The organism is Actinoplanes sp. NPDC000266, assembly GCF_042899005.1.
Lineage (GTDB): Bacteria > Actinomycetota > Actinomycetes > Mycobacteriales > Micromonosporaceae > Actinoplanes.
On sequence record NZ_JBIAZI010000012.1, the window covers coordinates 308248 to 328162 of the forward strand.

Genomic DNA, 19915 nt, shown 5'->3' on the forward strand with positions numbered 1-19915 from the left:
GCCATGCCATCACCCTTCGAGAACACCAGCACCCTTTCTCGCACGCTGCTCTCCGACCAGGCGTACGACCTCGTGCGCAAGTCGATCCTGGAGGGCACGCTGCCGCCGGGCGCCCGCATCGTCGAGTCCGAGCTCGCCCGCCAGCTCGGCGTCAGTCAGGCGCCGGTGCGCGAGGCGGTCAAGCGTCTGGTGCACGAGGGCCTGGTGATCTCGCTGCCGCGCCGGGGCAGTTACGTGCGGGAGATCTCGGAGGGTGAGGCCGGCGAGGCCCGGGAGGTGCGGGGGCTGCTCGAGGAGGCGGCCGCCCGCCAGGCCGTGCTGCATTTCGACACGGCCGCCCGGGCCCACCTCGAGGAAATGGTCGACGGCATGCGGGAGGCGGCCGTCAGCGGCGATCTGGCCGCCTTCCGCGGCTTCGACATGGGTTTCCACCGCTCGGTGGTCGAGCTGAGCGGCAACAGCTATCTCCCGCGGCTCTGGGCCGTGATGGAGCCGAGCCTGCTGGGCCTGCGCATAGTGGGCGATCCCGGCTTCCCCGGCGACTGGACCGAGATGGCCGAGTCCCACCAGCGCCTGGTCGAGGTGCTGGCCGACGGCAACCGCGCGCGAGCGGCCGCGGCCTTCCTCAACCACGCCACCGGCGTCGAAGCTTAGTCACTCACTTGTAACAAGCTATTGACATGGTCACGCAGCCCCATGATGATCGCTTGCACCGCTAATCGATTAGCGATTAGACCCACGAAGGGTTGCCATGATGAAAGCAAAACTGCTGGTGGCCGCCACCACCGCGTTCCTGCTGACCGCGTGTTCCTCGTCCGGCGGCTTCCAGGACTCGGGCGACGCCGGCGACAAGACGACCGCGAACCTCCGCCTGCTGGTCAACATCACGCCCGTACTGACCAAGCAGTTCTACGAGGACCTGGTCAAGCCGTACACCGACGCCCACCCCGGCGTCACGGTGGCGATCGAGGCGCCGACCGCGACCGACGTCAGCGCCACCCTGCAACAGCAGCTGGCCGCCGGATCCCCGCCCGACCTCGTCTCCGGCAGCCTCGGCCGCGACACCGTCCCCCAGCTCACCGCCCTGCCCGAGGAGCAGTGGGTCAAGGACGCGCCGTACGCCGAGCAGTCCCGCGTCGGCGGGGCGATGTGGCAGGCCGGCAGCGGGAACCAGGTCCAGTCGCTCGTCTTCTACAACAAGGCCGCCTTCGCCAAGGCCGGCATCACCGCCGTTCCCAAGTCGCTCGACGACCTGACCGCGGCGCTGGTCAAGCTGAAGGGCGCCGGGTACGTCCCCACGCAGACCTCGGGTGAATGGGTCACCGGCGCCCAGGCGCAGATGCTCGGCAACGTCAACGTCCTCACCACCGCGCCCGACTGGTTCGCCCAGCGCAACGAGAACAAGACGAGCTTCGCCGGCAGCCCGTGGCGGCAGGTGCTCGAGACCTACCAGGGCTGGGTGAAGCAGGGCCTCACCCCCAAGGACGCGATGGGCCTGAAGTACCAGGACGCCATCGACCAGTTCCTGGCCGGCAAGTCGGCCACCTTTGTGATGGGCGGCTGGTTCGTGCCGACCGCCGACGAGGCCAAGAAGGCGTTCGACGTCGGCGTCTTCGGAGTGCCCACGCTCGACGGCTCCCCGGCGCCGGTCGCCGGCAACCCGTCGATCCCGTGGTCGGTCACCAAGTCGTCGAAGAACCAGGCGGCCGCGCTCGACCTGCTCAAGTTCCTCGTCACCGACAAGGACGCGGTCATCAAGGAACTGAAGGCCGAGGGCAACTTCCGCAAGGGGTACGACTACGAGGCCTCACCGCTCAACAAGGAGGTCGCCGCGATCGTCTCCGGCGCTCCCTCCACTGTGGTCGCCTCCAACGGGCAGGGCGACAACTCCGCCCCCACCGGGTACAACGACGAGTTCAACAAGCTGGTGCAGGGGCTTTACCTCGACCAGAAGCCGGACGCCGTGCTGAAGTCCATCGACTCCTGGTACACCTCGAATGCCAAGTAACCACCGATCGCACGCGATCCTGTTGGCTCCGGCGATCGTGATGATCACGCTCTTCATGCTCGTGCCCATCGCGCTCGCCGGGTACCTCAGCTTCACCGACTGGGACGGCCTCACCCCGAACCCCCAAGGGGTCGGCTGGGACAACTACGCCCGGCTGCTGCACGACTCCGACGTCGGTCACGCCGCGGTGGTCACGCTGATCGTCACGGTCGTCGGCACGGTCGCCTGCAACGCGGCCGGGCTCGGGCTGGCGCTTCTGCTCAACGGAACCGGCCGCGTCAACGCGATCCTGCGGGCGGTGGTCTTCTATCCGTACGTCATCGGGCCGATCATCATCGGTTTCCTGTGGTCGGCGATCCTGGGCGCGAACGGGGCCATCGCCCACCTGCTCGGCAACGCCGGGCACAGCCCGCTACCGTTCCTGTCCGACCCGACGTGGGCGATCGGCAGCATCGTCGCGGTCGTGGTGTGGTCGCAGTTCGGCGTGAACGTCGTGCTCTATCTGGCCGGCCTTCAGACCGTGCCGGCCAGCCTGCACGAGGCCGCCCGCGTCGACGGCGCCGGACGGTGGCAGACCTTCCGGTCGGTGACCTGGCCCATGCTGGCCCCCTCGGTCACCGTCAATCTGGTGCTGGTGCTGGTCGGGCTGCTGCGCGTCTACGAGATCGTGCTCGCGCTGACCGGCGGCGGCCCGGCGGGCCGTACGAACACCTTCGCCTTTCTCATTCTGAGCGAGTCCTTCCGCTCCAATCATCTGGGGTACGGCGCGGCGCAGGCCATCACCCTGATGGTCGTCATCGCCGGGCTCGCGCTGGGACTGACCGCGCTGCGCCGGCGCGCCGAGGAGGCGGTCAGCTCATGAGGCTTCTCAAAACGGTCGCGCTGACGCTGGCCGCGCTCGTCATGCTGATCCCGGGCTATCTGCTCGTGGTCAACGCGTTCAAGGGGCAGGACGACATCCTGCGGAGCCCGTTCGGGATTCCGTTCGGGCGGCTCACGTTCGAGCATCTGGACGCGGCACTGTCCAACCCGGACTTCTCACTTGTACGGGCGTACGTCGTGACCGCTCTTTTCGCCCTCGCGGTCAACGTGCTGTCGCTGGCCGTGAGCGCTCCGGCCGCGTACGTCATCGCCCGGGGGACCCGGATCCGGCACCGCGCCCTGCTGGGGTTGTTCCTGCTGGGCCTGTTCATCCCGAGCCAGGTGCTGGTGATCCCGGTCATCTACGTGCTGAAGTACCTGGGGCTGATGGGCACCGTCGGCGGTTTCCTGCTCTACGAGACGACGCTGACGCTGCCGGTCTCGATGTTCCTGTACGTGGCGTACATCAAGACCCTGCCCCGCGAGCTGGACGAGGCCGCGAAGATGGACGGCGCCGGGCCGATCGTGACGTTCTGGCGGGTGATCCTGCCGCTGATGCGCCCGGCGGTGGCGACCGCGGTGGTGCTGCACACGATCGGCGTCTGGACCGACTTCGTGAACCCGCAGATCATCCTCGGACCGGGCTCGTCGCTGCACACCGTGACGACGAGCGTCTACGCGGCGATCGGCCGCTACTCCACCGACTTCACCGTGGTCTATCCGAACCTGTTGATGGCGGTGGCGCCCGTGCTGGTCTTCTTCGTCTTCCTCCAGCGCAACATCGTGTCCGGGCTGACGGCGGGAGCGACAAAGGGATGAGCGACTTCCACCCTCCACTGTGGGCCACGCTGCAGCGCGAGCTGTTCGATCTGCTGGACAGCGCCTGGCGGCGTTTCGAGGGGCTCTACTGCGCTCCCGACGGCTCCCTGCGGTACGACGGCCGGACCGTGGGCCGCGACGGCGTGGACGACTTCTACGAGCCGTTCTTCAACTGGCCGGCGCTCTACACGCTGGGCGGCGCCGACGATCTGCTCGACGCGTCCAAGCGGCACTGGACCGGGGTCACCACGCAACTGGCCGCCCGCGGCATGGTCACGGACGAGTACGAGAACGGCTACGACTGGTTCCATCAGGGCGAGTCGCTCCTGTTCTTCTACAACCTCTGCGCGGCCGACCCCGGCCACTTCCGGGAGCGGGCACTGCGCTTCGCCGACCTGTTCCTGCCCGGCTCCCCCACCGGCAACTACGACGGCGCCCGGCACATGATGCGGGCGCCGCACGTCGGCGCGCTCGGCCCTCGGCCCGGCCTGGGCGAGGACCGGCCGTACGCCGCCTCGAACCAGGGCATGCGCAAGTACGGTCTTCCCGTACGGGACCTCGACGGCATCCGGGCCTGGGACGACCTCGCCGATCCGGGCAACGCGCAGCGGATGGCGGACGCGATGAACCAGCGCCTCGGCGTCGGCGACGTGCCGCTCAACCTGGCCGCCACGTCGCTCGCGGCCAACGCCTGGCTGTACGACCACGACGACAGGTACGCGGATTTCATCGGCGACTACACGGGCGCGTGGGCGACGCGAACGCGCGCCAACTTCGGGGTCGTCCCGGACAACGTCGGGCCGTCCGGCGCCGTCGGCGAGCTGCACGACGGGCGCTGGTACGGCGGGCATTACGGCTGGAGCTGGCCGCACGGGCTCTACAGTGTGGTCGCGCCCGCACTGGTCGCCGCGCTCAACCACACGCTGGTCACCGGGTCGGCCGAGCGGCTGGCGATGCCCCGCGACACCGTCGCGGTGGCGCTCCTCCAGGCCCGGCGCGGGCCGCTCGACCCGGACGACTGCGCTTTCTACGACCATTGGCACGACCGGCTCGGCGCCGACGTCGATCGCGATCTGCTGCTGGTGCCGTACCGGCGCGACGACGGCGGATGGTTCGACTTCCAGCCGCTGCCTCCGGCGTACCCCATGTGGCTGTGGTGGGCCGGGCGAAGCCCGGGCGACTGGGACCGGCTCGACGAGCTGTCCGCCGCGTCGGGGTACGACTGGCGGGCCGTGCGCGGATTCCGGGAGAAGGAGGAGGCCGGGCACGAGCCGCCCTGGTACTGCTATCTGGCCGGGGACAACCCGTCCTATCCCGCGCAAGCGCTGGCCATGGCGATCGAGCAGGTGCGGGAGCGGCTGGCCGCGATGGAGCGGCATCCCGGCCCGCCGGACGACGACGACATCCACTGGTGGCAGAACCTCAACCCGGTGGTGACCGAGGTGCTCACCCAGCTCATCGCCGGGGCTCCGCAACAGCTCTACAACGGCGGGCTGCCGCTCGCCCTGCTGCGCTGGTCGTCCGGCGGCCGCCCGGGCCTTCCGCCGGGCGTCGCCGCCCTCGTCTCCGCCATCACCGACGACGGCGTGACCGTCGAGGTGGTCAATCTCGGCGACGTTCACCGCACGCTGACCATCACCGGCGGCGGTTACGGCGAGCACCCCGTCCTCGCGGTGTCCGGGCCGGCCACCGTGCACGAGAACAAGGCCGTCCTCCGGCTTCCCCCACTGAGTGAGACGCGTCTGCGGCTCACCCTCGACCGCTTCGGCGCCACCGCCCAGCACGACAGGAGCACGACATGACGAACCCCGAGCTCAGCAGCGTCTGGCCGCTGCCGGTGCGCGGCCCCGAATTCACCCGGGCCGGCCACGACCTGGTCGAGGCGATGGCGCCGGTCAGCTCGGCGACCGCCTGCGCCCAGCTGCACCAGATGGGCATCAGCCGCAGCTTCGTCGCCGGCCCCCGGCCGCTGCACGCCGGGCAGCGGGTGGTCGGGCCGGGCGTGACCCTGCAGTTCATGCCGCAGCGCGAGGACGTCGCCAGCGGCGTCGACCAGGAGTACGTCGAGCGCACCACCGCGCTGTGGGCAGTGCTGGAGACCATCCAGCCCGGTGACGTGCTGGTCATCCAGGCCTACGGCAGCCAGTACACCGGTTGCCTGGGCGACATGCTGGTCCGCTACTTCAAGAAGCGCGGCGGCGCGGGCATCGTGGTCGACGGCCGCATCCGCGACGCGCCCCGGGTGCGGGCGCTCGGCGTGCCGATCTGGTGCACGGGAACGACGCCGCACTACGCGTCGCAGTCGGAGCTGTTCCCGTGGGCGTACGACGTGCCGGTGGCCGTCGGCGGCGTGCTCTGCCTGCCCGGCGACCTGGTGGTGGCCGACGACGACGGCGCGGTGGTGGTGCCGCGGCGGCGCGCGCCCGAGGTGGTGCGGCGGGCGGCCGACCACGAGAACTGGGAGGTGTTCAGCCGCATGCGGATCGACGAAGGGGCGGTGCTGGCCGACTACTACCCGCTGACGTCGAACAGCCGGGCCGAGTACGAGGCATGGCTGGCCGCCGATGGGCGCTGAGCTCGCGCTCGGGGTGGCGGCGCTCGGCGACATCCCGGACGAGGACGAGGCGGTTGAGACGGTGCTCGCCGCCCACCGGGCCGGGATCACGCGGGTCGACACGTCGCCCTGGTACGGGCGGGGCGCGGCGGAACGGCGGCTGGGCCGGGCCGTGGCCTCGCTCCCGCCGGGATCGCTGACGATCTCGACCAAGGTGGGGTACGTGGTCGAGGCCGCGCGACGGGAGCAGGATTTCAGCGCCGCCGCGGTCGAGCGTTCACTCGCGGCGAGCATGGGCCGACTGGGGGTGGACGCGCTCGACACGGTGCTCATCCATGACCCGGAAGACCGGATGGCCGCGGCGCTGGAGGAGGCCTATCCGCTGCTGCACCGGCTGCGGGCGGACGGGGTGGTACGGGCCATCGGGGTCGGGATGAACCAGACGGCCGGCCTGGTCCGGTTCGTCCGGGAGACCGATATCGACGTGGTGCTCGTCGCCGGGCGATGGACTCTGCTCGACCGGAGCGCCGGCGAGGAGCTTCTGCCGGAGTGCCACGCGCGTGGCGTGCGGGTGATGGCGGGCGGAGTGTTCAACACCGGTGTGCTGGTGTCGCCGGGGCCGGGCGCGCGCTACGACTATGCACCGGCGTCGCCGGTCGTGCTCGAACGCGCACAATCGCTCAGCGAAACGTGCGGGGCGTACGGGGTGCCGCTCGCGGCCGCGGCCCTTCAGTTCCCGGCGCGGCATCCGGCGGTCGGTGCTGTGCTGCTGGGGCCGGCCGACCGGGAGCAGCTCGCGCAGAACCTGGAGTGGTGGCGTCATCCGGTGCCGGCCGCGCTCTGGGCCGAGCTGGGGGCCTAGCGGGCGCGGCCGGTGCGGAAGGCGTAGGCCACCAGGGCGGCCCGGTCGCGGCAGGCCGTCTTGGCCAGCAAGTGGTTGACGTGGGTCTTCACGGTGGCGTCGGAGACGTGCAGGCGGGCCGCGATCTCGCTGTTGCTGTGGCCCAGCGCGATCTCGCGCAGCACGTCCTCCTCGCGGGCCGTGAGGCCGCTGTCCCCGGGGGCCGGCGCCACCCCGTACGGCGCTCCGTTGGCCAGAGCCTCGAGGAGGCGCCGCTGGACGCTCGGGTCGAGCTGGGCCTCGCCGGCGGCGACGGTCAGGATGGCCTGCTGGATCTCCTCGGCGCCGGCGTCCTTCGTCAGATAGCCGCGCGCGCCGGCCTGCAGGGCGCGGAAGACGGTGGCGTCGTCGGCGTACGTCGTCAGGACGACCACCCGCGCGCGTGACCCGGCCGCCGCGAGGCGGGTGGTGGCCTCGACGCCGTCGACGCCCGGCATGTTGAGGTCCATCAGCACCACGTCGGGATCGAGCTGCTCGGCCTGGCGCAGCGCGTCGGCGCCGTCCAGCGCCGTGCCCACCACGGTGATGCCGTCGAGCAGGCCGAGCATCATGGCGAGGCCGTCGCGCAACACCTTCTGGTCGTCGGCGATCAGTACGGTGACGGTCACTTCTCCCCCAGCGGCATCGTCAGGCCCACGCGCCAGCCCGTGTCGGTCGGCCCGGCGGACAGGTGTCCCCCGGCCAGCGCGGCCCGCTCGGCCAGCCCGGTCAGGCCGAAGCCGCCCGACGGCAGTTCGGCGCCGGGCCCGCCGGTGTCGGTCACATCGAGCTCGACCGCGTCCGAGCCCCACTCCAGCGAGACAGCGACCGAGGCGGCCGGGCCGGCGTGCTTCGCCGCGTTGGTGAGCGCCTCCTGGACCGTACGGTAAAGGGCCAGGCCGTCCTCGGGCGGGAGAGGCCGCGGCGTCCCGGTGACCGTCAGGGTGGCGCCCGGATGCCGGGCGACCAGATCGGGGATGGCCGAGGGGCCGGGAAGCCGGTCGCCGCGCAGGGTTTCGACGACCTGGCGGGCCGAGCTGAGGCCGTCGCGGGCCATGCCGTGCGCGCCGGCGAGCTGGTCGACCAGGCGCGGGTCCGCGTTCGTCCTGGTGGCCAGCAGGCGCGCGCCCTCGAGCTGAACGGCCAGCCCGGCCAGCGTGTGAGCGAGCACGTCGTGCAGTTCCCGGGCGATGCGGCCCCGCTCGGCCAGGCGGGCCGCCTCCTCGCGGGCGGCGCGGGTCGCCGACTCCTGGGCCAGGCGCTCCTCGGCCTGCTCCCGGGCCGTCCGGTTGGCCTGGGCGAAGGCCGACGCCAGGAACAGGAAGAAGCCGCCGATGGCCAGGTTCAGAAAGGCGCTGACACCCTGCGACGAGTTGAACGCCTCGGCCAGCGCGGTGCCGACCACCACCAGACCGCCGAAGACGAACGCGGGCGTGCGCGAGAGCCGCAGGCCGATGCCGGCGACCGCCATGAAGCTGAGGATGTAACCGGGCCCGGACGGCAGCAGGAGGTCCATCAGCGCGCCGCACAGGCCGGCGCCGGTGAAACAAACGGCGAGAATCAAAGGATTGGTGAGCTTGGAGTACGTCCCGGCGAGCCACAACGCGATTCCAGCGACGACCACGACGGGGAACGCGGCCCGGGCCGCTCCCGCATCGGGGAGACCGGCCAGGACCGCGTTCACCGCGATCACCACCGCGCTGGCGTAGACCAGCACCCGGAAGGTGCGTCGTGCGTTCACCGCGCCATTGTCCCGGACAGCTCGGGCTGCCGGACGCGGGCGGCGGAGATCATCATGACCACGAGGCGGGAAAGCACCATCGCGAGCGACAGGACGACGAAGGCGGCGGTCCAGGCGTCGGCCCCGGTGATGAGGTGGGTGCGCGAGAAGTTGACGAGGCCCTGCGTGAACCAGTGGTCGGCGCCGTAGATGAACAGCATGCGCCCGGCGGTCACCGCGATCCAGATCGCCGCGAAGCCGAAGCCGGCGGTGGTCAGGATCCGGCCGGTCGACGTGTCCCGGTGCACCCGCACGAACAGCCCCGACACGATGCCCAGCACCACACCGGCGGCCAGGCCGACCAGCACCAATGGCACGTCGTTGCCCTCGGTCGGGAACGAGTGGAGGTAGAAGGCCGCGACCGCCAGGACGATGACGACGGGCCGGATGAGGCGCTTGCCGGTGAACTCGTGGGTGCCGAGCGCGGTGGTGAGCATGAGAGCGAGGATGCCGAGGCTGATCAGGTAGTTCGTCATGCCTCAGACGATCCCGGCTTTCGCGGCCCGGCGAATCGGCGTACGGATGGAACTCCGGTCTCCACCCTGGGGTGGAGACTCAGCCCTCGCCACCCATCGCCTCGGTGAGGCGGTCCGTGGTGAGGCCGAGCTCGAACAGCAGCTGGGAATCGGCCGGGTCCTCGAGGTCGAGCCGGTCGGGAATCCGGTCCACAAGGGACTGGGCGTGGTCGGGGCCGTAGACGCGGCGCAGGACGTTCAAGGCATGAGCCTTCGTGATGACAGCCATGTGGCTATGACCGCGCGCCGGCGTCGTCCGTGACAGCCAGCCCACCGATCCGCCCGGCCAGCTGGGCCCGGGAGGTCACCTCGAGCTTGGGGAAGATGCGGTAGAGGTGCGAGCCGATCGTGCGCGGCGACAGGAACATCCGCTGACCGATCTCACGGTTGGACAGCCCGTCGGCCGCGAACCGCGCGATCTCGAGCTCCTGCGCCGACAGGATCCCGGCGCCCGGCACGCCGCCCGAGGCGCGCAGCTCCCGTCCGGCCCGCCGGGCCCAGGTGGTGGTGCCGAGCACCTCGAACGTGTGCCGGGCCGACTCGAGGGGCAGCCGCGACTCGTTCACCCGCCGCTGACGGCGCAGCCAGGACCCGTACTCCAGATCGATCCGCGCGGCCAGCCACGGCGACAACGCCGCTTGCCGTGCTTGCACGAACGAGCATTCGTCGCCATCGAGGAGTGCGCGAACGTACAGATCCCGGCTCCGCGGCATGCTGTCCCGCTTGCCACAGCGAAGGGCCGCCTCGGCGAGATGCCCGGCAGTGTCGGCCGGCCGCGGCCCGTCCATCAAGGGCGACAACGTGGTGTACGCCTCGGCGTAGCGCTCCGAGCTCAACAGCGCGACACCCCGGGCGAACCGGACGGCGGTCGCGGCCAGCGGCCCGCCCATGACCTCGGCCTCGGCGGCGTGCCGCCCCGAGCTCTCCCCGTCGGCGCGCACGGCTTCGACCAGCGCGATCGTCGCGGTCGCGCAGACACGCCAGGCCGGCTGCCCCGTACGATCGGCCAGCACCCGGCATTCGGTGGCGGCCGACGCCGCGGCCGCCCAGTCCCCGACGGCGACGGCCGCCTCGGCCCGCAACCCCAAAATGTGCACGAGCAGCCCGAGCCGCCCTCCGCGGCGCAGGGTCGCCGCCTCAGCACTCAGCAGATCACCGGCCCGCACCGCATTCCCCTGAGCCAGCGCAGCCAGCCCGAGAACAGCATCCACCCGGCCACCGCCCACCGGAAAACCAGCGCCCGCCCCACGCATGTCGCCCGCCGCCTCCGAGCCACCGGCCGCCGCCCGCGAACCGCCGCCCGACCGCCGCGAATCGTCACCCAGCGCGCGCGGCGCCCCCTCCTGCTCATCGTCGGCCAGCCGCCAGGCCACCGCTCGCACGGCCGCCGCTCTGGGGTCGTCCTCCACGCCGGCCAGGGCGGCCAGCACCGACCGCAACCGCTCGGCGGCCGTGCCGTCCCACGTGATCAGGGACAGCCCGGCCGCCGTGACCAGCGTGTCGAGCGCCGGGCCGTTCTCGCCCTCCGCGGCCAGCCCGGCCGCCGACCTTGTCAGCTCGGCCACCGCGTCATGCGGCCGCGCCGCGAAGCGCGCACGCAGGGCCCGCACTCGCGCGCCCTCCGCGACGCCGTGATCGAGCAAACTATCGGCTCGTTCCGCCCATCCGTGCATGAACGCGCGCTCGATCTCGTCCGTTCGCTCACCGCCGACCGGCGGACGGCCCGCCCAGCGGAGCACCTTCCGGCGTCGCCGGCGGCGCTCCCGCTCCCTCTCGATGATCGTGCTCATAAGGTGAAGCTAGAACCGTCCAGTACAGGACCAGTGACCATCGAGTGACACCGCTCAGCCGCCCGTGATCGACCAGTGCCACGGCTCCGACGGCAGGTTCACGAAGCCGTACTCGTCCGCGTGCACCTGCAGCCATTTGAACGCCGGGCTCTTCGAAGTGAGCGTCTTTCCGCCCGACGTGACGTCGATGGCCAGGCCGATCTCGTGCAGCGACCGGCCCGGGATGGCCGTGGGCACGCGGCACGACGAGGACGGCGCCTTGTAGACGTCCGGGCAGCCGTTGATCTTCCGCAGCTCGATCTGGCGCTGCTTCGTGCGGAAACCGCCACCCGAGATGCTGATGCCCGCCTTCTTCGCGTCGTCGACCATGCGCCGGTAGGCGTACGAGACGCTGTAGTGAATGGTTGTTCCGTAGACGACGACCGTGTCGGCGGTCGTGAACGCGGGCCGGACCGCCGTCACCACGTTCTTGCTCACCGCCGCCGCCTCGCCGGCCAGCTCGGCCGGCGTCTTCAGGGCCGCGATCTTCTGCTGGGTCGTCACGACCGCCGCCGAGGCCGACTTCACCGAGTTGTTCGCCGTGGTCAGCGCCGTCGTCGCCGCCGACGAGGAGGACCGGGCGGCGGTCAGGGCCGTCGCCGCGTCGCGCGCTTGGGTCGTCCGCAGGGTGAGCGTTTTCTGAGCGTTCGTGACACCGCTCTTCGCGCTGGTGACCGCGGCCTTGTTGCGCGGCTTCACCTTCGACAGCTTCTTCTTGGCCGCCGCCACCGCCGCCTTGGCCGCCGTGACGCGGTCCTTGGCCGCCTTGTCGGCGCTCGTGGCCGTCGTGACCTGCTTCTGGGCCACGGCGAGGGCGGCCGTCGCCCTGGTGACCTCAATTGTGCGAGTGGACACGGTCGTGCGCTGGGTGGTGAGCGTTTGGCGCAGCTGTGCGCCGGTCGCGGTCACGGTCAGGCTCCGGTACATCAAACTGGTCCAGCTCTGCGCGGCCGCCGGGACGGCCGCCTCCGCTGGAGCCTGCATTCCGGCAGTGGCGAGAGCGGCAGCGACGATCGCGGTGGTGACGGACCGTCGGGCTCGGGATCGGGTTTCCTGTCGTTTCGTCACCCGGCGAGGATGTTTTCGCCAGGGTGCAGCCCCCGGCCGATCCGGGGTGCAAACGAGGTGTCACGGCACGAGCACGACCACCTTGCCGCTCACCTTGTTGTCCTCGACGTCGCGGTGGACGTCGCGAATCCGCTCGAACGGATAAACCGTGACCGGCCCCAGGTCGAGCGTCCCGGCCGCGATCCGGTCGAGGCTGTCCTGAAGCACGGCCGGCGGCAGCGACGTGGCGTCGCCGCTGTAGCCGGTGAGGCGTACGCCGCTCGGGAGGTAACCGGCCGGGTAGAACTCGGGAACGATCCACTGGTTCGACAACATTCCGGCGAAACAAACAGTTCCGTGCACGCGGGTGGCCGCGAGCGTGTCCGGCAGCGTCGGTGTCCCCACCAGTTCCAGCGCCGCGTCGACTCCGCCGGGGTACAGCGCGCGAACCTGCGGCGCGATCCGCCCGTCGTCGAGCAGGGCGTGGTCGGCGGTCAGCTCGGCCAGGCGGCCCGGCTGGCGCGTGGTCGCCAGGACGGTCGCGCCCATGCTTCTGGCCAGCGCCGCCGTGGCGTACCCCAATGCCGATGTTCCGCCCCGGATGAGCAGGGTCTGACCAGGGCGAAGATCAAGACCGACAGTCAGTGAGCCGTACGCGGTCTGAAGCGTTTCCGGCACGGCGCCCAACGTCTCCCACGGTAGTGACGAGTGAAACGGGATCACCTGCCGTCGCGGCACCACCGTGTACTCGGCGTAGCCGCCGTCGAAGCTCCGGCCCATGCCGCCCATCATCGCGACCACCTGCTGCCCCGGCGTGAGGTCGGTGCCGGGCGCCTCGTCGACCACCCCGACGGCCTCGATGCCGGGGACGATCGGGAAACGCGCGTTCTCGGCGTACCCCAGGCGCAGGTGCAGCTCCGAGCGGTTGATGCCGAAGGCCTTGACCCGGATGCGCACCTCGCCGGGCTTCGGCGTGGGCCGCGGCAGATCGCGGATCTCAAGGTTCTCCACCGGGCCGGGCTCGCTCAGGACGATTGCTCTCATGGCTCATAGTTTCCACGGAATTAGATTCCATGGAATCTAATTTGCTAAGATGTGCGGCGTGACACAGAGAGTCAAATGGGCCCATGACCTCGTACGCCTGGAGATCGTTCTCTGGGATCACCTGGACTCCCGCCTCAAGCAGGCGCACGGGCTGTCCCTGGCCGGTTTCGAGACGCTGTGGGTCCTCAAGGACCGCGAGATGGCCCGCGTCGGCGACCTCGCCCGCGAGCTGCGCATCACCATGGGTGGCGCCAGCAAACTGGCCGACCGTGTCCGCGCCACCGGCCTCATCGAGCGCACGGCCGACCCCGGGGACCGCCGCGCGACCCAGATCGCGCTGACCGCCGCGGGCCGCGCGATGCTGGCCGCCGCCACCGGGACGTACGACGCCGCCGTGGCCGAGCTCCTCGACGGCGTAGTCAGCGACGACGAACTCAGCGTGACCCAGGACGTCATCACACGACTGCTCGTGTCCACCCGTCCCGCCGTCGCGTGACCGCGGTTAGCCTTGCCGCCGTGAACACGAACACCGCCGCCGACCGGGCCGCGCGGGCCTGGCTCGACGTGCACGGCGCCCTGGCCGCCACCCAGCCGAACGGCTATCTGCACCTCTCCCTCAACGGCACGGCCGAGCTGGTCACGGGCACGCAGATCCCGGTCCTCAACGGCGTCATCGGCATCACCCGCGCCCCCGACGCCGCCGAGATCGCCGACGTCGCGACGTCCTCGCGCTTCGACGGTCTCCCCTGGTCCCTTCGCGTACGAGGTGAGCACGTCGACGACCGCATCACCGCCGTCGCCGCCGCGCATGGTCTGGAGCCGCGCCGCCCGCTGCCTTTCATGCTCCGCGAGCTGACCGCCGCCGACGCCGCGCCCGTACCGGGCGCCCGCCGCGTCACGGGAGCCGAGAGCGCGGCCTATCAGCGCGCTCTGGCCACGGGTTTCGACGCCCCGCTGGACGGCATGGCCATTTTCGCCCACCCGCGCCTGCTCGATCACCCGTCGATGACCGCCTACCTGATCGAGGCCGACGGCGAGCCGGTCGCCACGGCGTTCGCCGCCCGCTCGGCCGACCTGGTGGGAGTCTTCAACATCGCGGTCCTGCCGCCCTTCCGCCGCCGTGGCTTCGGCCGGGCCGCCACCGCCGCCGTGCTGAGCGACGCGTACGCCAAGGGCGCCCGCACCGCTTTCCTGCATTCGACAACCGACGGCCGCCCCCTCTACGACCGTATGGGCTTCCACCTGGCCGAAAACTGGACGCTCTTCGCCTGACCTTCACGCTGATCGCCCGCCGCCGGGTCGCCGAAGGGCCACGTGCTCGCTTCGGACAGCCCCTATGACAGGCGCTCGCTTCGGACAACTCAAGCGCTTCGGACAGCCCGCATGACGCAACACGCGCGTTCAGTCACCAACGCGCAGAGTTCTGGACGGGGATTCGCCGTAGCGGGCGCGATATTCCGCGCTGAACCGGCCCAGGTGGGCGAAACCGCAACGATGGGCCACGGCGGCCACGGTCGCCTCGCCGTACGAGGCCTGTCGGAGGATCTCGTGGGCCCGGGCGAGCCGGACCTCACGGACGTACGTCATGGGGGTCCGGCCCAGATGCCGGCGGAAACCGTCCTGGAGTGACCGGACGCTCACATGGCCGATCGCGGCCAGCTCGGCCACCGTGAACGCGCGCTCCGGGCGCTCGTTGACCGCGTCGGTGACCCGGCGGATCGCGCGCGGTGGCGCCGGCGGCGGCTGGTCGAGGTCGTCGCGGAAGTTGTGGGGCAGGCACAGGAGCATGCCGTCGACGAGCGCGTACCGGATGCGTTCGGCGATGAGCGGATAGTCGAGCAGGCTGTTCTTCGCCGCGCACTCGTCGCGGAACAGCCGCACCATGCGGCACCAGCTCGCCGCCGGTCCGCGGGTGATGTCGAGCGCCGGGGGCAGCTCGATGCGGTGGGCCACCGTACGGCCGAGCATCGCCGACAGCTCCGCGTGCAGTGCCTGTTCGTCGACGATGACCGCGATCGGCCGGAAGTCCGCACCGTGCCGGAACCTCACGTCGCGGCCGGGCCCGATGACGGCGGCGCAATGCCCGTCGACGCCGACGTCGTCGTGGTTGTGCCGCACGCCCGCGCGGCCGGCGGTCGCGAGCGTCACCTGATAGCCCGCGATGCTCTCGACCGCCGTGGTCAGCGGCATCGTGAACGAATAGCTGCCGGTCAGCAGCGAACCCACCCGGGCCACGTCGAGCTCGAGCCGGAACGGGAACCCGCCCGTGGTGTCCAGCTTCAGCCCCGACGGCGCGAAGAACCGGGCCAGCTCCTGCCGCGCGTGATCCATGTCGGAACTGGCGAGCCGCCACCGCGATAAGCCGTCCACTCTTCTTACATTGCCCGAACATCGCTCACGCTCCCGCGCGGGCACAATGGGCCGGTGACCGACAAGGGGCTGGTGCTGGTCGTCGAGGACGAGCGCCCGATCGCCGACCTCGTGCGCCTCTACCTGGCCCGTGACGGCTTCGGGGTGCACGTGGCCAATGACGGAGAGACAGGGCTTGCTGCCGTACGGAAACTCCGGCCAGTTGCCTGTGTTCTCGACATCGCCCTGCCCGGCCTGGAGGGCACCGAGATCTGCCGGCGCATGCGTGAGGACGGCGACTGGACCCCCGTGGTCTTCCTGACCGCCCGCGACGACGAGGTCGACCGCATCCTGGGCCTGGAACTGGGCGGCGACGACTACCTGACCAAGCCGTTCAGCCCGCGCGAACTGGTCGCCCGCGTGCGCGCCCTGCTGCGCCGGGCGGCCGGCCCCGGCGACGGCGACCGGGTGCGGACGCTGGGCCCGGTGGCGCTCGACCCCGCACGCCGCCAGGCCTCGGTCGACGGCCGCCCACTCACGTTGACCGCCACCGAGTTCGACCTGCTCGCGCACCTGCTGCGCCGCCCCGGCCGCGTGTTCACGCGCGAAGAGCTGCTCGCCGCCGTCTGGGGATACGCATCTCACGCACAAACGCGCACCGTGGATGTTCACATCGCTCAACTACGGGCCAAACTGGCCGGAGCCGCCGACGTGATCCGCACCATCCGCGGCGTCGGCTACACCGCCACAGACACCGCCTCCGCGACCTCCCCGACCGAAGGGACGGCCGCGGGATTCCGCCGCGAGGGCATCCCCGCCCAGCACACCTCCGCCGTCACGCCCGATACCAACACCGACCCAGCCATGCCGGTCCCCGGCGACTCCTCCGACGCCCCTGATGCGGATGCTTAAGACCTTCACGGGGCGCGCGGTTCTCGTCACGGCGGCCACCGCCGTCGTCTCGGTCATCATTACCGCGTTAGTGGCACTACCGATTGCCGTTCGGTCCGCTAACAATGCCGCGCGGGCGGATCTGTCGGAGAAGTCGGCCCTGGCGGTGGAGCTGCTCGCCAGTGAGCGGGCCGCCGCGCGCACGCGGATCGTGAATCGGCTGCGCGACGACGGGATCGCGGTCTACCTGATCCGGCGGGGTGCGGCCGACCGGCCCGGCCTGCCCGCGCGGGTCGTGCAGCGGATCGCGGCCGGTGAGGACGTCGACACCAGCGGCATCGTCGGCGACCAGGCGGTACTCATTTCCGGCCGGCCGCTGGCCGGGAACGACGCCGGCGTGATCCTGACCCGCAAGGCCGGCTCCGGCACGGCGGCACGGGTGCTCGGCGGCGTGTGGATCGCCCTGCTGGCCGGTCTGGCCGGAGGCGTCGTCGCCGGCGCGCTGCTGGCCCACTTCATCGCCCGCCCACTGCGGCAGGCCGCGCTGGCCGCCAAGCAGCTGTCCGCCGGCGATCGTTCGGTGCGGCTGCCCGTCCGCCCACCCGCCGAGGCGGCCGAACTCGCCACCGCCCTCAACCAGCTCGGCGCCGCCCTTCAGCGCAGCGAGGGCCGCGAACGCGAGTTCCTGCTATCGGTGTCCCACGAGCTCCGGACACCGCTGGCCACGATCCGCGGCTACGCCGAGGCACTGGCCGACGGCGTGATAACGGGGCGAACGATCAGGGATGACAGCGCTGCTCAAACCTCACCCGCCGACGGGACGGTCACCGGTGAGAGCGCCGGGCGGATCATGCTCGCTGAGGCGGATCGGCTCGAGCGGCTCATCTCCGATCTTCTGGTGCTCTCCCGTCTGGAGGCGGCCGATCTGCCCGTACGGATGGTGGCCGTTGATCTGGCCGACCTCGTCGGCTCGGCGGCGGAAGCCTGGGGGCCCCGCTGCGGGCCGGACGGACCACGCCTGAGCGCCGAGCTTCCGGAGCGGCCTGTCATGGTCACCACCGACCCCGGGCGCCTCCGGCAGGTCATCGACGGGCTCGGTGAGAACGCCCTGCGTGTGCTTCCTCCCGGTGCTGCCCTGGTTCTCGCTGTTCGGGCCGGGGAGCACGGCGGCGTGGTGGAGGTCCGCGACGGCGGGCCCGGCTTCACCGACGACGATCTCGCGGTCGCCTTTCAGCGTGGCGCCCTTCAACAGCGCTACCGTCACGAACGCAAGACCGGCAGCGGCCTCGGTCTCGCCCTAGCCGCCCGTCTCGTCGAGCGCCTCGGCGGCACCATCGAGGCCGCCCACGCCCCCGAAGGCGGCGCGATGTTCCGGATCACGCTGCCGTACGCCCTCTGACGCCACCGGGAAGTTGGCACGCCGGGCGAATTCGCATGAGCCGGTGCGGTCATCCATTCACGCATGTGGACGCTTCGATGAGTCTGCCTAATCTCCGGGCATGTCATCCGTCCTGTACCGGGCGCTCGTCGCCACCACCGTGGCCGTGCTCGTGACGGCCGCCGCCCCGGCTCCGGCCCTGGCCGCTCTTCCTCCGCTCACGGTCGGGGCCACCACCTCCGCCGCTGACGTCGTCGGCAGTGGGAACACCTGCGCCGGCTTCCTCGACGAACGAACGCATCTGGGCGATCTCGGGATCCGGCGGGTCTTCGCGTCGGCCGGGCAACTGCCGCCGTCTGATGCTGTCAACTGCCACACCACGTACGGCGCGACGCTCTGGTTTTCCTTCAAGACATCTTGTACGCCGGTTGCCGTGGCCGCCGGCAGCTGCGACACCGAGATTCAGAACATCGCCGCCGCCATGCCGGCCGGCAGCTTCCTCACGTACTTCCACGAACCTGAGGACGACATGACCGGCACCCAGTTCGTGGCCGCCTTCTCCCGGGTCTACCTGACCGCCAAGGCCGTCAACGCGGCGATCTTCATCGTGCCGATCCACATGTCGTACCAGTGGCGGCCGGGCTCGCCCGGCGTGACCAACAACGGCACCGGCGGGGACCGGGAGATCCAGGACTGGATCGTGCCGCCGCTGTACGCCGACGCCTACGGTTTCGACCTCTACTGGCAGGCCAGCACCCGTGGCAGCGAGCCCGACAATCCGGTCAGCGTCGGTAACGACCCGCGCATGCTGCGCTGGTACAACGCTTTCTCCGGGCTCGGCCGCCCACTCACGCTGCCCGAGTGGGGCATCGACGACGACCAGGGTGTACGGGCATCGCGCGGTCCCGCCATCCGGGCCTCCCGGGCCTGGCTGACCGCCCGCGACTTCCGCGTCATCGCCTACTGGCAGATGGACAACTGGTATCTCGGCGCCACTTCGGTCCCGGCCGGCGGCTATCTCGACCCGGACGGCGTCGCCGCCTATCAGGAACTCGTGCCCTGACGTGGAAAAACGAACGGCGGCCCGCTGAAACCAGTCGGGCCGCCGTGCGCGGAATCAGAAAAGCGAAATCAGAAGATCAGAGCGGGCGGATGTTCGACGCCTGCAGGCCCTTCTGGCCCTGGGTGACCTCGAACTCGACGCGCTGGTTCTCGTCGAGGCTGCGGTAACCGCTGCTCGCGATCGCCGAGAAATGCGCGAAGAGGTCGGCGCCGCCGTCATCGGGGGTGATGAAGCCGAAACCCTTGTCGCCGTTGAACCACTTCACGGTGCCGGTAGCCATGTCTGCTCCTTCGCAGGCTGTAGGGGCCGCACTGTGCGGACCCTGACGCCGCCGCGTTGATCACCCGCGCCGAAACGACACGAAAAAACGAAAGCGCCTGCGGGTCTCAGATGACCCATCAGGCGCCGAAAACGTCTACGGAAATCAAAACTGCAACGCCGACAACTTAGCACAGAATCCGCCGATCTCCGCCAACACGGTTGCGTGCTCCGTCACAGCGGCACGCGTACAGTGGCCTGCGTGGCTGACGTCCGGCAGCTGTTCACCCCCTTCGGACAGCCCTTCGGAACCGTCGCCCCCAGGAGTTTCACATGACCGTTTCCCCGTTGCCGCAGCCCGCTCCGACCCTCCGCGAGAAGAGCGCGGCCAGCTTCCACGCCGCCGTCGCCGCGGCCCTGACCGCGGGACTGGAGAGGGCCCTCGAGGCCGGCGACCACGAGAAGGCGATCGGCTTCATCAACCGCGGCTTCGCCGAAGGGAGCCCGGAGCTGGGGTGCGACCTGCTCTGCCGGGCCACCGCGGTGATCGGCCCGGCCCGCACCTGGACCGTGCAGCTGGCGCCCCCGAGCCAGGCGCGCCGACGGTCCACACTGTAAGGCCGTAGGCCCTTACACAAC

Annotated in this window: 21 protein-coding genes and 1 pseudogene; 13 read left to right on the forward strand and 9 right to left on the reverse strand. The window is 70.8% G+C overall.

Annotation, left to right across the window (positions count from 1 at the left end; translation table 11 throughout):
* Positions 1-3: 3 nt before the first annotated feature.
* The 7 genes from ACFY36_RS40780 (at position 4) to ACFY36_RS40810 (ending at position 7104) form a co-directional block, all read left to right on the forward strand.
* Positions 4-654 carry a GntR family transcriptional regulator gene (locus ACFY36_RS40780; protein ID WP_499751270.1) on the forward strand — a complete coding sequence of 217 codons (651 nt, stop codon included), beginning with the start codon at positions 4-6 and terminating at the stop codon, positions 652-654.
* A gap of 97 nt (positions 655-751) precedes the next feature.
* Positions 752-2008, forward strand: a complete 1257-nt coding sequence (locus ACFY36_RS40785) for an ABC transporter substrate-binding protein (RefSeq protein ID WP_499751271.1) — start codon at positions 752-754, stop codon at positions 2006-2008.
* A 40-nt stretch (positions 2009-2048) separates the two neighbouring features.
* Positions 2049-2870, forward strand: a complete 822-nt coding sequence (locus ACFY36_RS40790) for a carbohydrate ABC transporter permease (RefSeq protein ID WP_499751272.1) — start codon at positions 2049-2051, stop codon at positions 2868-2870.
* Positions 2867-3688: a carbohydrate ABC transporter permease gene (locus ACFY36_RS40795; RefSeq protein WP_499751273.1), complete on the forward strand. Its 822-nt coding sequence runs from the start codon at positions 2867-2869 to the stop codon at positions 3686-3688. The genes ACFY36_RS40790 and ACFY36_RS40795 overlap by 4 nt, the downstream gene beginning before the upstream one ends.
* On the forward strand, positions 3685-5490 hold the full coding sequence (locus ACFY36_RS40800) for a DUF8034 domain-containing protein (RefSeq protein ID WP_499751274.1): 1806 nt from the start codon (positions 3685-3687) through the stop codon (positions 5488-5490). The genes ACFY36_RS40795 and ACFY36_RS40800 overlap by 4 nt, the downstream gene beginning before the upstream one ends.
* On the forward strand, positions 5487-6263 hold the full coding sequence (locus ACFY36_RS40805) for an RraA family protein (RefSeq protein WP_499751275.1): 777 nt from the start codon (positions 5487-5489) through the stop codon (positions 6261-6263). Before ACFY36_RS40800 ends, ACFY36_RS40805 begins: the two co-directional genes overlap by 4 nt.
* Complete coding sequence (locus ACFY36_RS40810; protein WP_499751276.1) at positions 6253-7104, forward strand: aldo/keto reductase; 852 nt, start codon at positions 6253-6255, stop codon at positions 7102-7104. Before ACFY36_RS40805 ends, ACFY36_RS40810 begins: the two co-directional genes overlap by 11 nt.
* Here the strand turns inward: ACFY36_RS40810 and ACFY36_RS40815 are convergent.
* The 7 genes from ACFY36_RS40815 to ACFY36_RS40845 all read right to left on the reverse strand — a co-directional run bounded on the left by ACFY36_RS40815 (position 7101) and on the right by ACFY36_RS40845 (position 13337).
* Complete coding sequence (locus tag ACFY36_RS40815) at positions 7101-7751, reverse strand: response regulator (protein ID WP_499751277.1); 651 nt, start codon at positions 7749-7751, stop codon at positions 7101-7103. The two genes, ACFY36_RS40810 and ACFY36_RS40815, sit on opposite strands and share 4 nt — an antisense overlap.
* Positions 7748-8863: a sensor histidine kinase gene (locus ACFY36_RS40820; RefSeq protein WP_499751278.1), complete on the reverse strand. Its 1116-nt coding sequence runs from the start codon at positions 8861-8863 to the stop codon at positions 7748-7750. Before ACFY36_RS40820 ends, ACFY36_RS40815 begins: the two co-directional genes overlap by 4 nt.
* Positions 8860-9378 carry a hypothetical protein gene (locus ACFY36_RS40825; RefSeq protein WP_499751279.1) on the reverse strand — a complete coding sequence of 173 codons (519 nt, stop codon included), beginning with the start codon at positions 9376-9378 and terminating at the stop codon, positions 8860-8862. Before ACFY36_RS40825 ends, ACFY36_RS40820 begins: the two co-directional genes overlap by 4 nt.
* A 79-nt stretch (positions 9379-9457) precedes the next feature.
* Positions 9458-9646, reverse strand: coding sequence for a hypothetical protein (locus tag ACFY36_RS40830; RefSeq protein ID WP_499751280.1), 189 nt, complete (start codon positions 9644-9646; stop codon positions 9458-9460).
* A gap of 4 nt (positions 9647-9650) precedes the next feature.
* A complete protein-coding gene (locus tag ACFY36_RS40835; RefSeq protein WP_499751281.1) occupies positions 9651-11207 on the reverse strand; it encodes a LuxR C-terminal-related transcriptional regulator in 1557 nt (518 codons plus the stop codon).
* Positions 11208-11261: 54 nt separating this feature from the next.
* Positions 11262-12230, reverse strand: a complete 969-nt coding sequence (locus ACFY36_RS40840) for a M15 family metallopeptidase (RefSeq protein WP_499751282.1) — start codon at positions 12228-12230, stop codon at positions 11262-11264.
* 144 nt (positions 12231-12374) lie between these two features.
* A complete protein-coding gene (locus ACFY36_RS40845) occupies positions 12375-13337 on the reverse strand; it encodes an alcohol dehydrogenase catalytic domain-containing protein (RefSeq protein WP_499751283.1) in 963 nt (320 codons plus the stop codon).
* A gap of 58 nt (positions 13338-13395) precedes the next feature.
* Here ACFY36_RS40845 and ACFY36_RS40850 point away from each other — a divergent pair, with 58 nt between their 5' ends.
* Together ACFY36_RS40850 and ACFY36_RS40855 are read left to right on the forward strand one after the other, a co-directional pair.
* Positions 13396-13833, forward strand: a complete 438-nt coding sequence (locus tag ACFY36_RS40850) for a MarR family winged helix-turn-helix transcriptional regulator (RefSeq protein ID WP_499751284.1) — start codon at positions 13396-13398, stop codon at positions 13831-13833.
* A gap of 20 nt (positions 13834-13853) precedes the next feature.
* Entirely contained in the window at positions 13854-14609 is a 756-nt protein-coding gene (locus tag ACFY36_RS40855) for a GNAT family N-acetyltransferase (RefSeq protein WP_499751285.1), read from the forward strand.
* Between the two features lie 129 nt (positions 14610-14738).
* On the opposite strand, the gene ACFY36_RS40860 is transcribed toward ACFY36_RS40855, so the two are convergent.
* On the reverse strand, positions 14739-15668 hold the full coding sequence (locus ACFY36_RS40860; RefSeq protein ID WP_499751286.1) for a helix-turn-helix transcriptional regulator: 930 nt from the start codon (positions 15666-15668) through the stop codon (positions 14739-14741).
* Between the two features lie 93 nt (positions 15669-15761).
* Here ACFY36_RS40860 and ACFY36_RS40865 point away from each other — a divergent pair.
* The 3 genes and pseudogenes from ACFY36_RS40865 to ACFY36_RS40875 all read left to right on the forward strand — a co-directional run.
* Positions 15762-16433: pseudogene (locus ACFY36_RS40865) on the forward strand (response regulator transcription factor); the annotation flags it as partial.
* Positions 16434-16590: 157 nt separating this feature from the next.
* Entirely contained in the window at positions 16591-17976 is a 1386-nt protein-coding gene (locus tag ACFY36_RS40870; protein WP_499751287.1) for a HAMP domain-containing sensor histidine kinase, read from the forward strand.
* Positions 17977-18076: 100 nt separating this feature from the next.
* Positions 18077-19018: a hypothetical protein gene (locus tag ACFY36_RS40875; RefSeq protein WP_499751288.1), complete on the forward strand. Its 942-nt coding sequence runs from the start codon at positions 18077-18079 to the stop codon at positions 19016-19018.
* A 76-nt stretch (positions 19019-19094) separates the two neighbouring features.
* On the opposite strand, the gene ACFY36_RS40880 is transcribed toward ACFY36_RS40875, so the two are convergent.
* Complete coding sequence (locus ACFY36_RS40880; protein ID WP_360250547.1) at positions 19095-19298, reverse strand: cold-shock protein; 204 nt, start codon at positions 19296-19298, stop codon at positions 19095-19097.
* Positions 19299-19609: 311 nt separating this feature from the next.
* Between ACFY36_RS40880 and ACFY36_RS40885 the strand changes: the two genes are divergently transcribed.
* Entirely contained in the window at positions 19610-19894 is a 285-nt protein-coding gene (locus ACFY36_RS40885; RefSeq protein WP_499751289.1) for a hypothetical protein, read from the forward strand.
* Positions 19895-19915 lie beyond the last annotated feature (21 nt).

Bases quoted from the DNA above. Each gene is read 5' to 3' on its own strand.
- ACFY36_RS40780 (WP_499751270.1), top strand. From the start codon at position 4: ATGCCATCACCCTTCGAGAACACCAGCACCCTTTCTCGCACGCTGCTC.
- ACFY36_RS40785 (WP_499751271.1), top strand. From the start codon at position 752: ATGATGAAAGCAAAACTGCTGGTGGCCGCCACCACCGCGTTCCTGCTG.
- ACFY36_RS40790 (WP_499751272.1), top strand. From the start codon at position 2,049: ATGATCACGCTCTTCATGCTCGTGCCCATCGCGCTCGCCGGGTACCTC.
- ACFY36_RS40795 (WP_499751273.1), top strand. From the start codon at position 2,867: ATGAGGCTTCTCAAAACGGTCGCGCTGACGCTGGCCGCGCTCGTCATG.
- ACFY36_RS40800 (WP_499751274.1), top strand. From the start codon at position 3,685: ATGAGCGACTTCCACCCTCCACTGTGGGCCACGCTGCAGCGCGAGCTG.
- ACFY36_RS40805 (WP_499751275.1), top strand. From the start codon at position 5,487: ATGACGAACCCCGAGCTCAGCAGCGTCTGGCCGCTGCCGGTGCGCGGC.
- ACFY36_RS40810 (WP_499751276.1), top strand. From the start codon at position 6,253: ATGGGCGCTGAGCTCGCGCTCGGGGTGGCGGCGCTCGGCGACATCCCG.
- ACFY36_RS40825 (WP_499751279.1), bottom strand. From the start codon at position 9,378: ATGACGAACTACCTGATCAGCCTCGGCATCCTCGCTCTCATGCTCACC.
- ACFY36_RS40830 (WP_499751280.1), bottom strand. From the start codon at position 9,646: ATGGCTGTCATCACGAAGGCTCATGCCTTGAACGTCCTGCGCCGCGTC.
- ACFY36_RS40835 (WP_499751281.1), bottom strand. From the start codon at position 11,207: ATGAGCACGATCATCGAGAGGGAGCGGGAGCGCCGCCGGCGACGCCGG.
- ACFY36_RS40840 (WP_499751282.1), bottom strand. From the start codon at position 12,230: ATGCAGGCTCCAGCGGAGGCGGCCGTCCCGGCGGCCGCGCAGAGCTGG.
- ACFY36_RS40845 (WP_499751283.1), bottom strand. From the start codon at position 13,337: ATGAGAGCAATCGTCCTGAGCGAGCCCGGCCCGGTGGAGAACCTTGAG.
- ACFY36_RS40860 (WP_499751286.1), bottom strand. From the start codon at position 15,668: ATGGATCACGCGCGGCAGGAGCTGGCCCGGTTCTTCGCGCCGTCGGGG.
- ACFY36_RS40870 (WP_499751287.1), top strand. From the start codon at position 16,591: ATGCTTAAGACCTTCACGGGGCGCGCGGTTCTCGTCACGGCGGCCACC.
- ACFY36_RS40875 (WP_499751288.1), top strand. From the start codon at position 18,077: ATGTCATCCGTCCTGTACCGGGCGCTCGTCGCCACCACCGTGGCCGTG.
- ACFY36_RS40880 (WP_360250547.1), bottom strand. From the start codon at position 19,298: ATGGCTACCGGCACCGTGAAGTGGTTCAACGGCGACAAGGGTTTCGGC.
- ACFY36_RS40885 (WP_499751289.1), top strand. From the start codon at position 19,610: ATGACCGTTTCCCCGTTGCCGCAGCCCGCTCCGACCCTCCGCGAGAAG.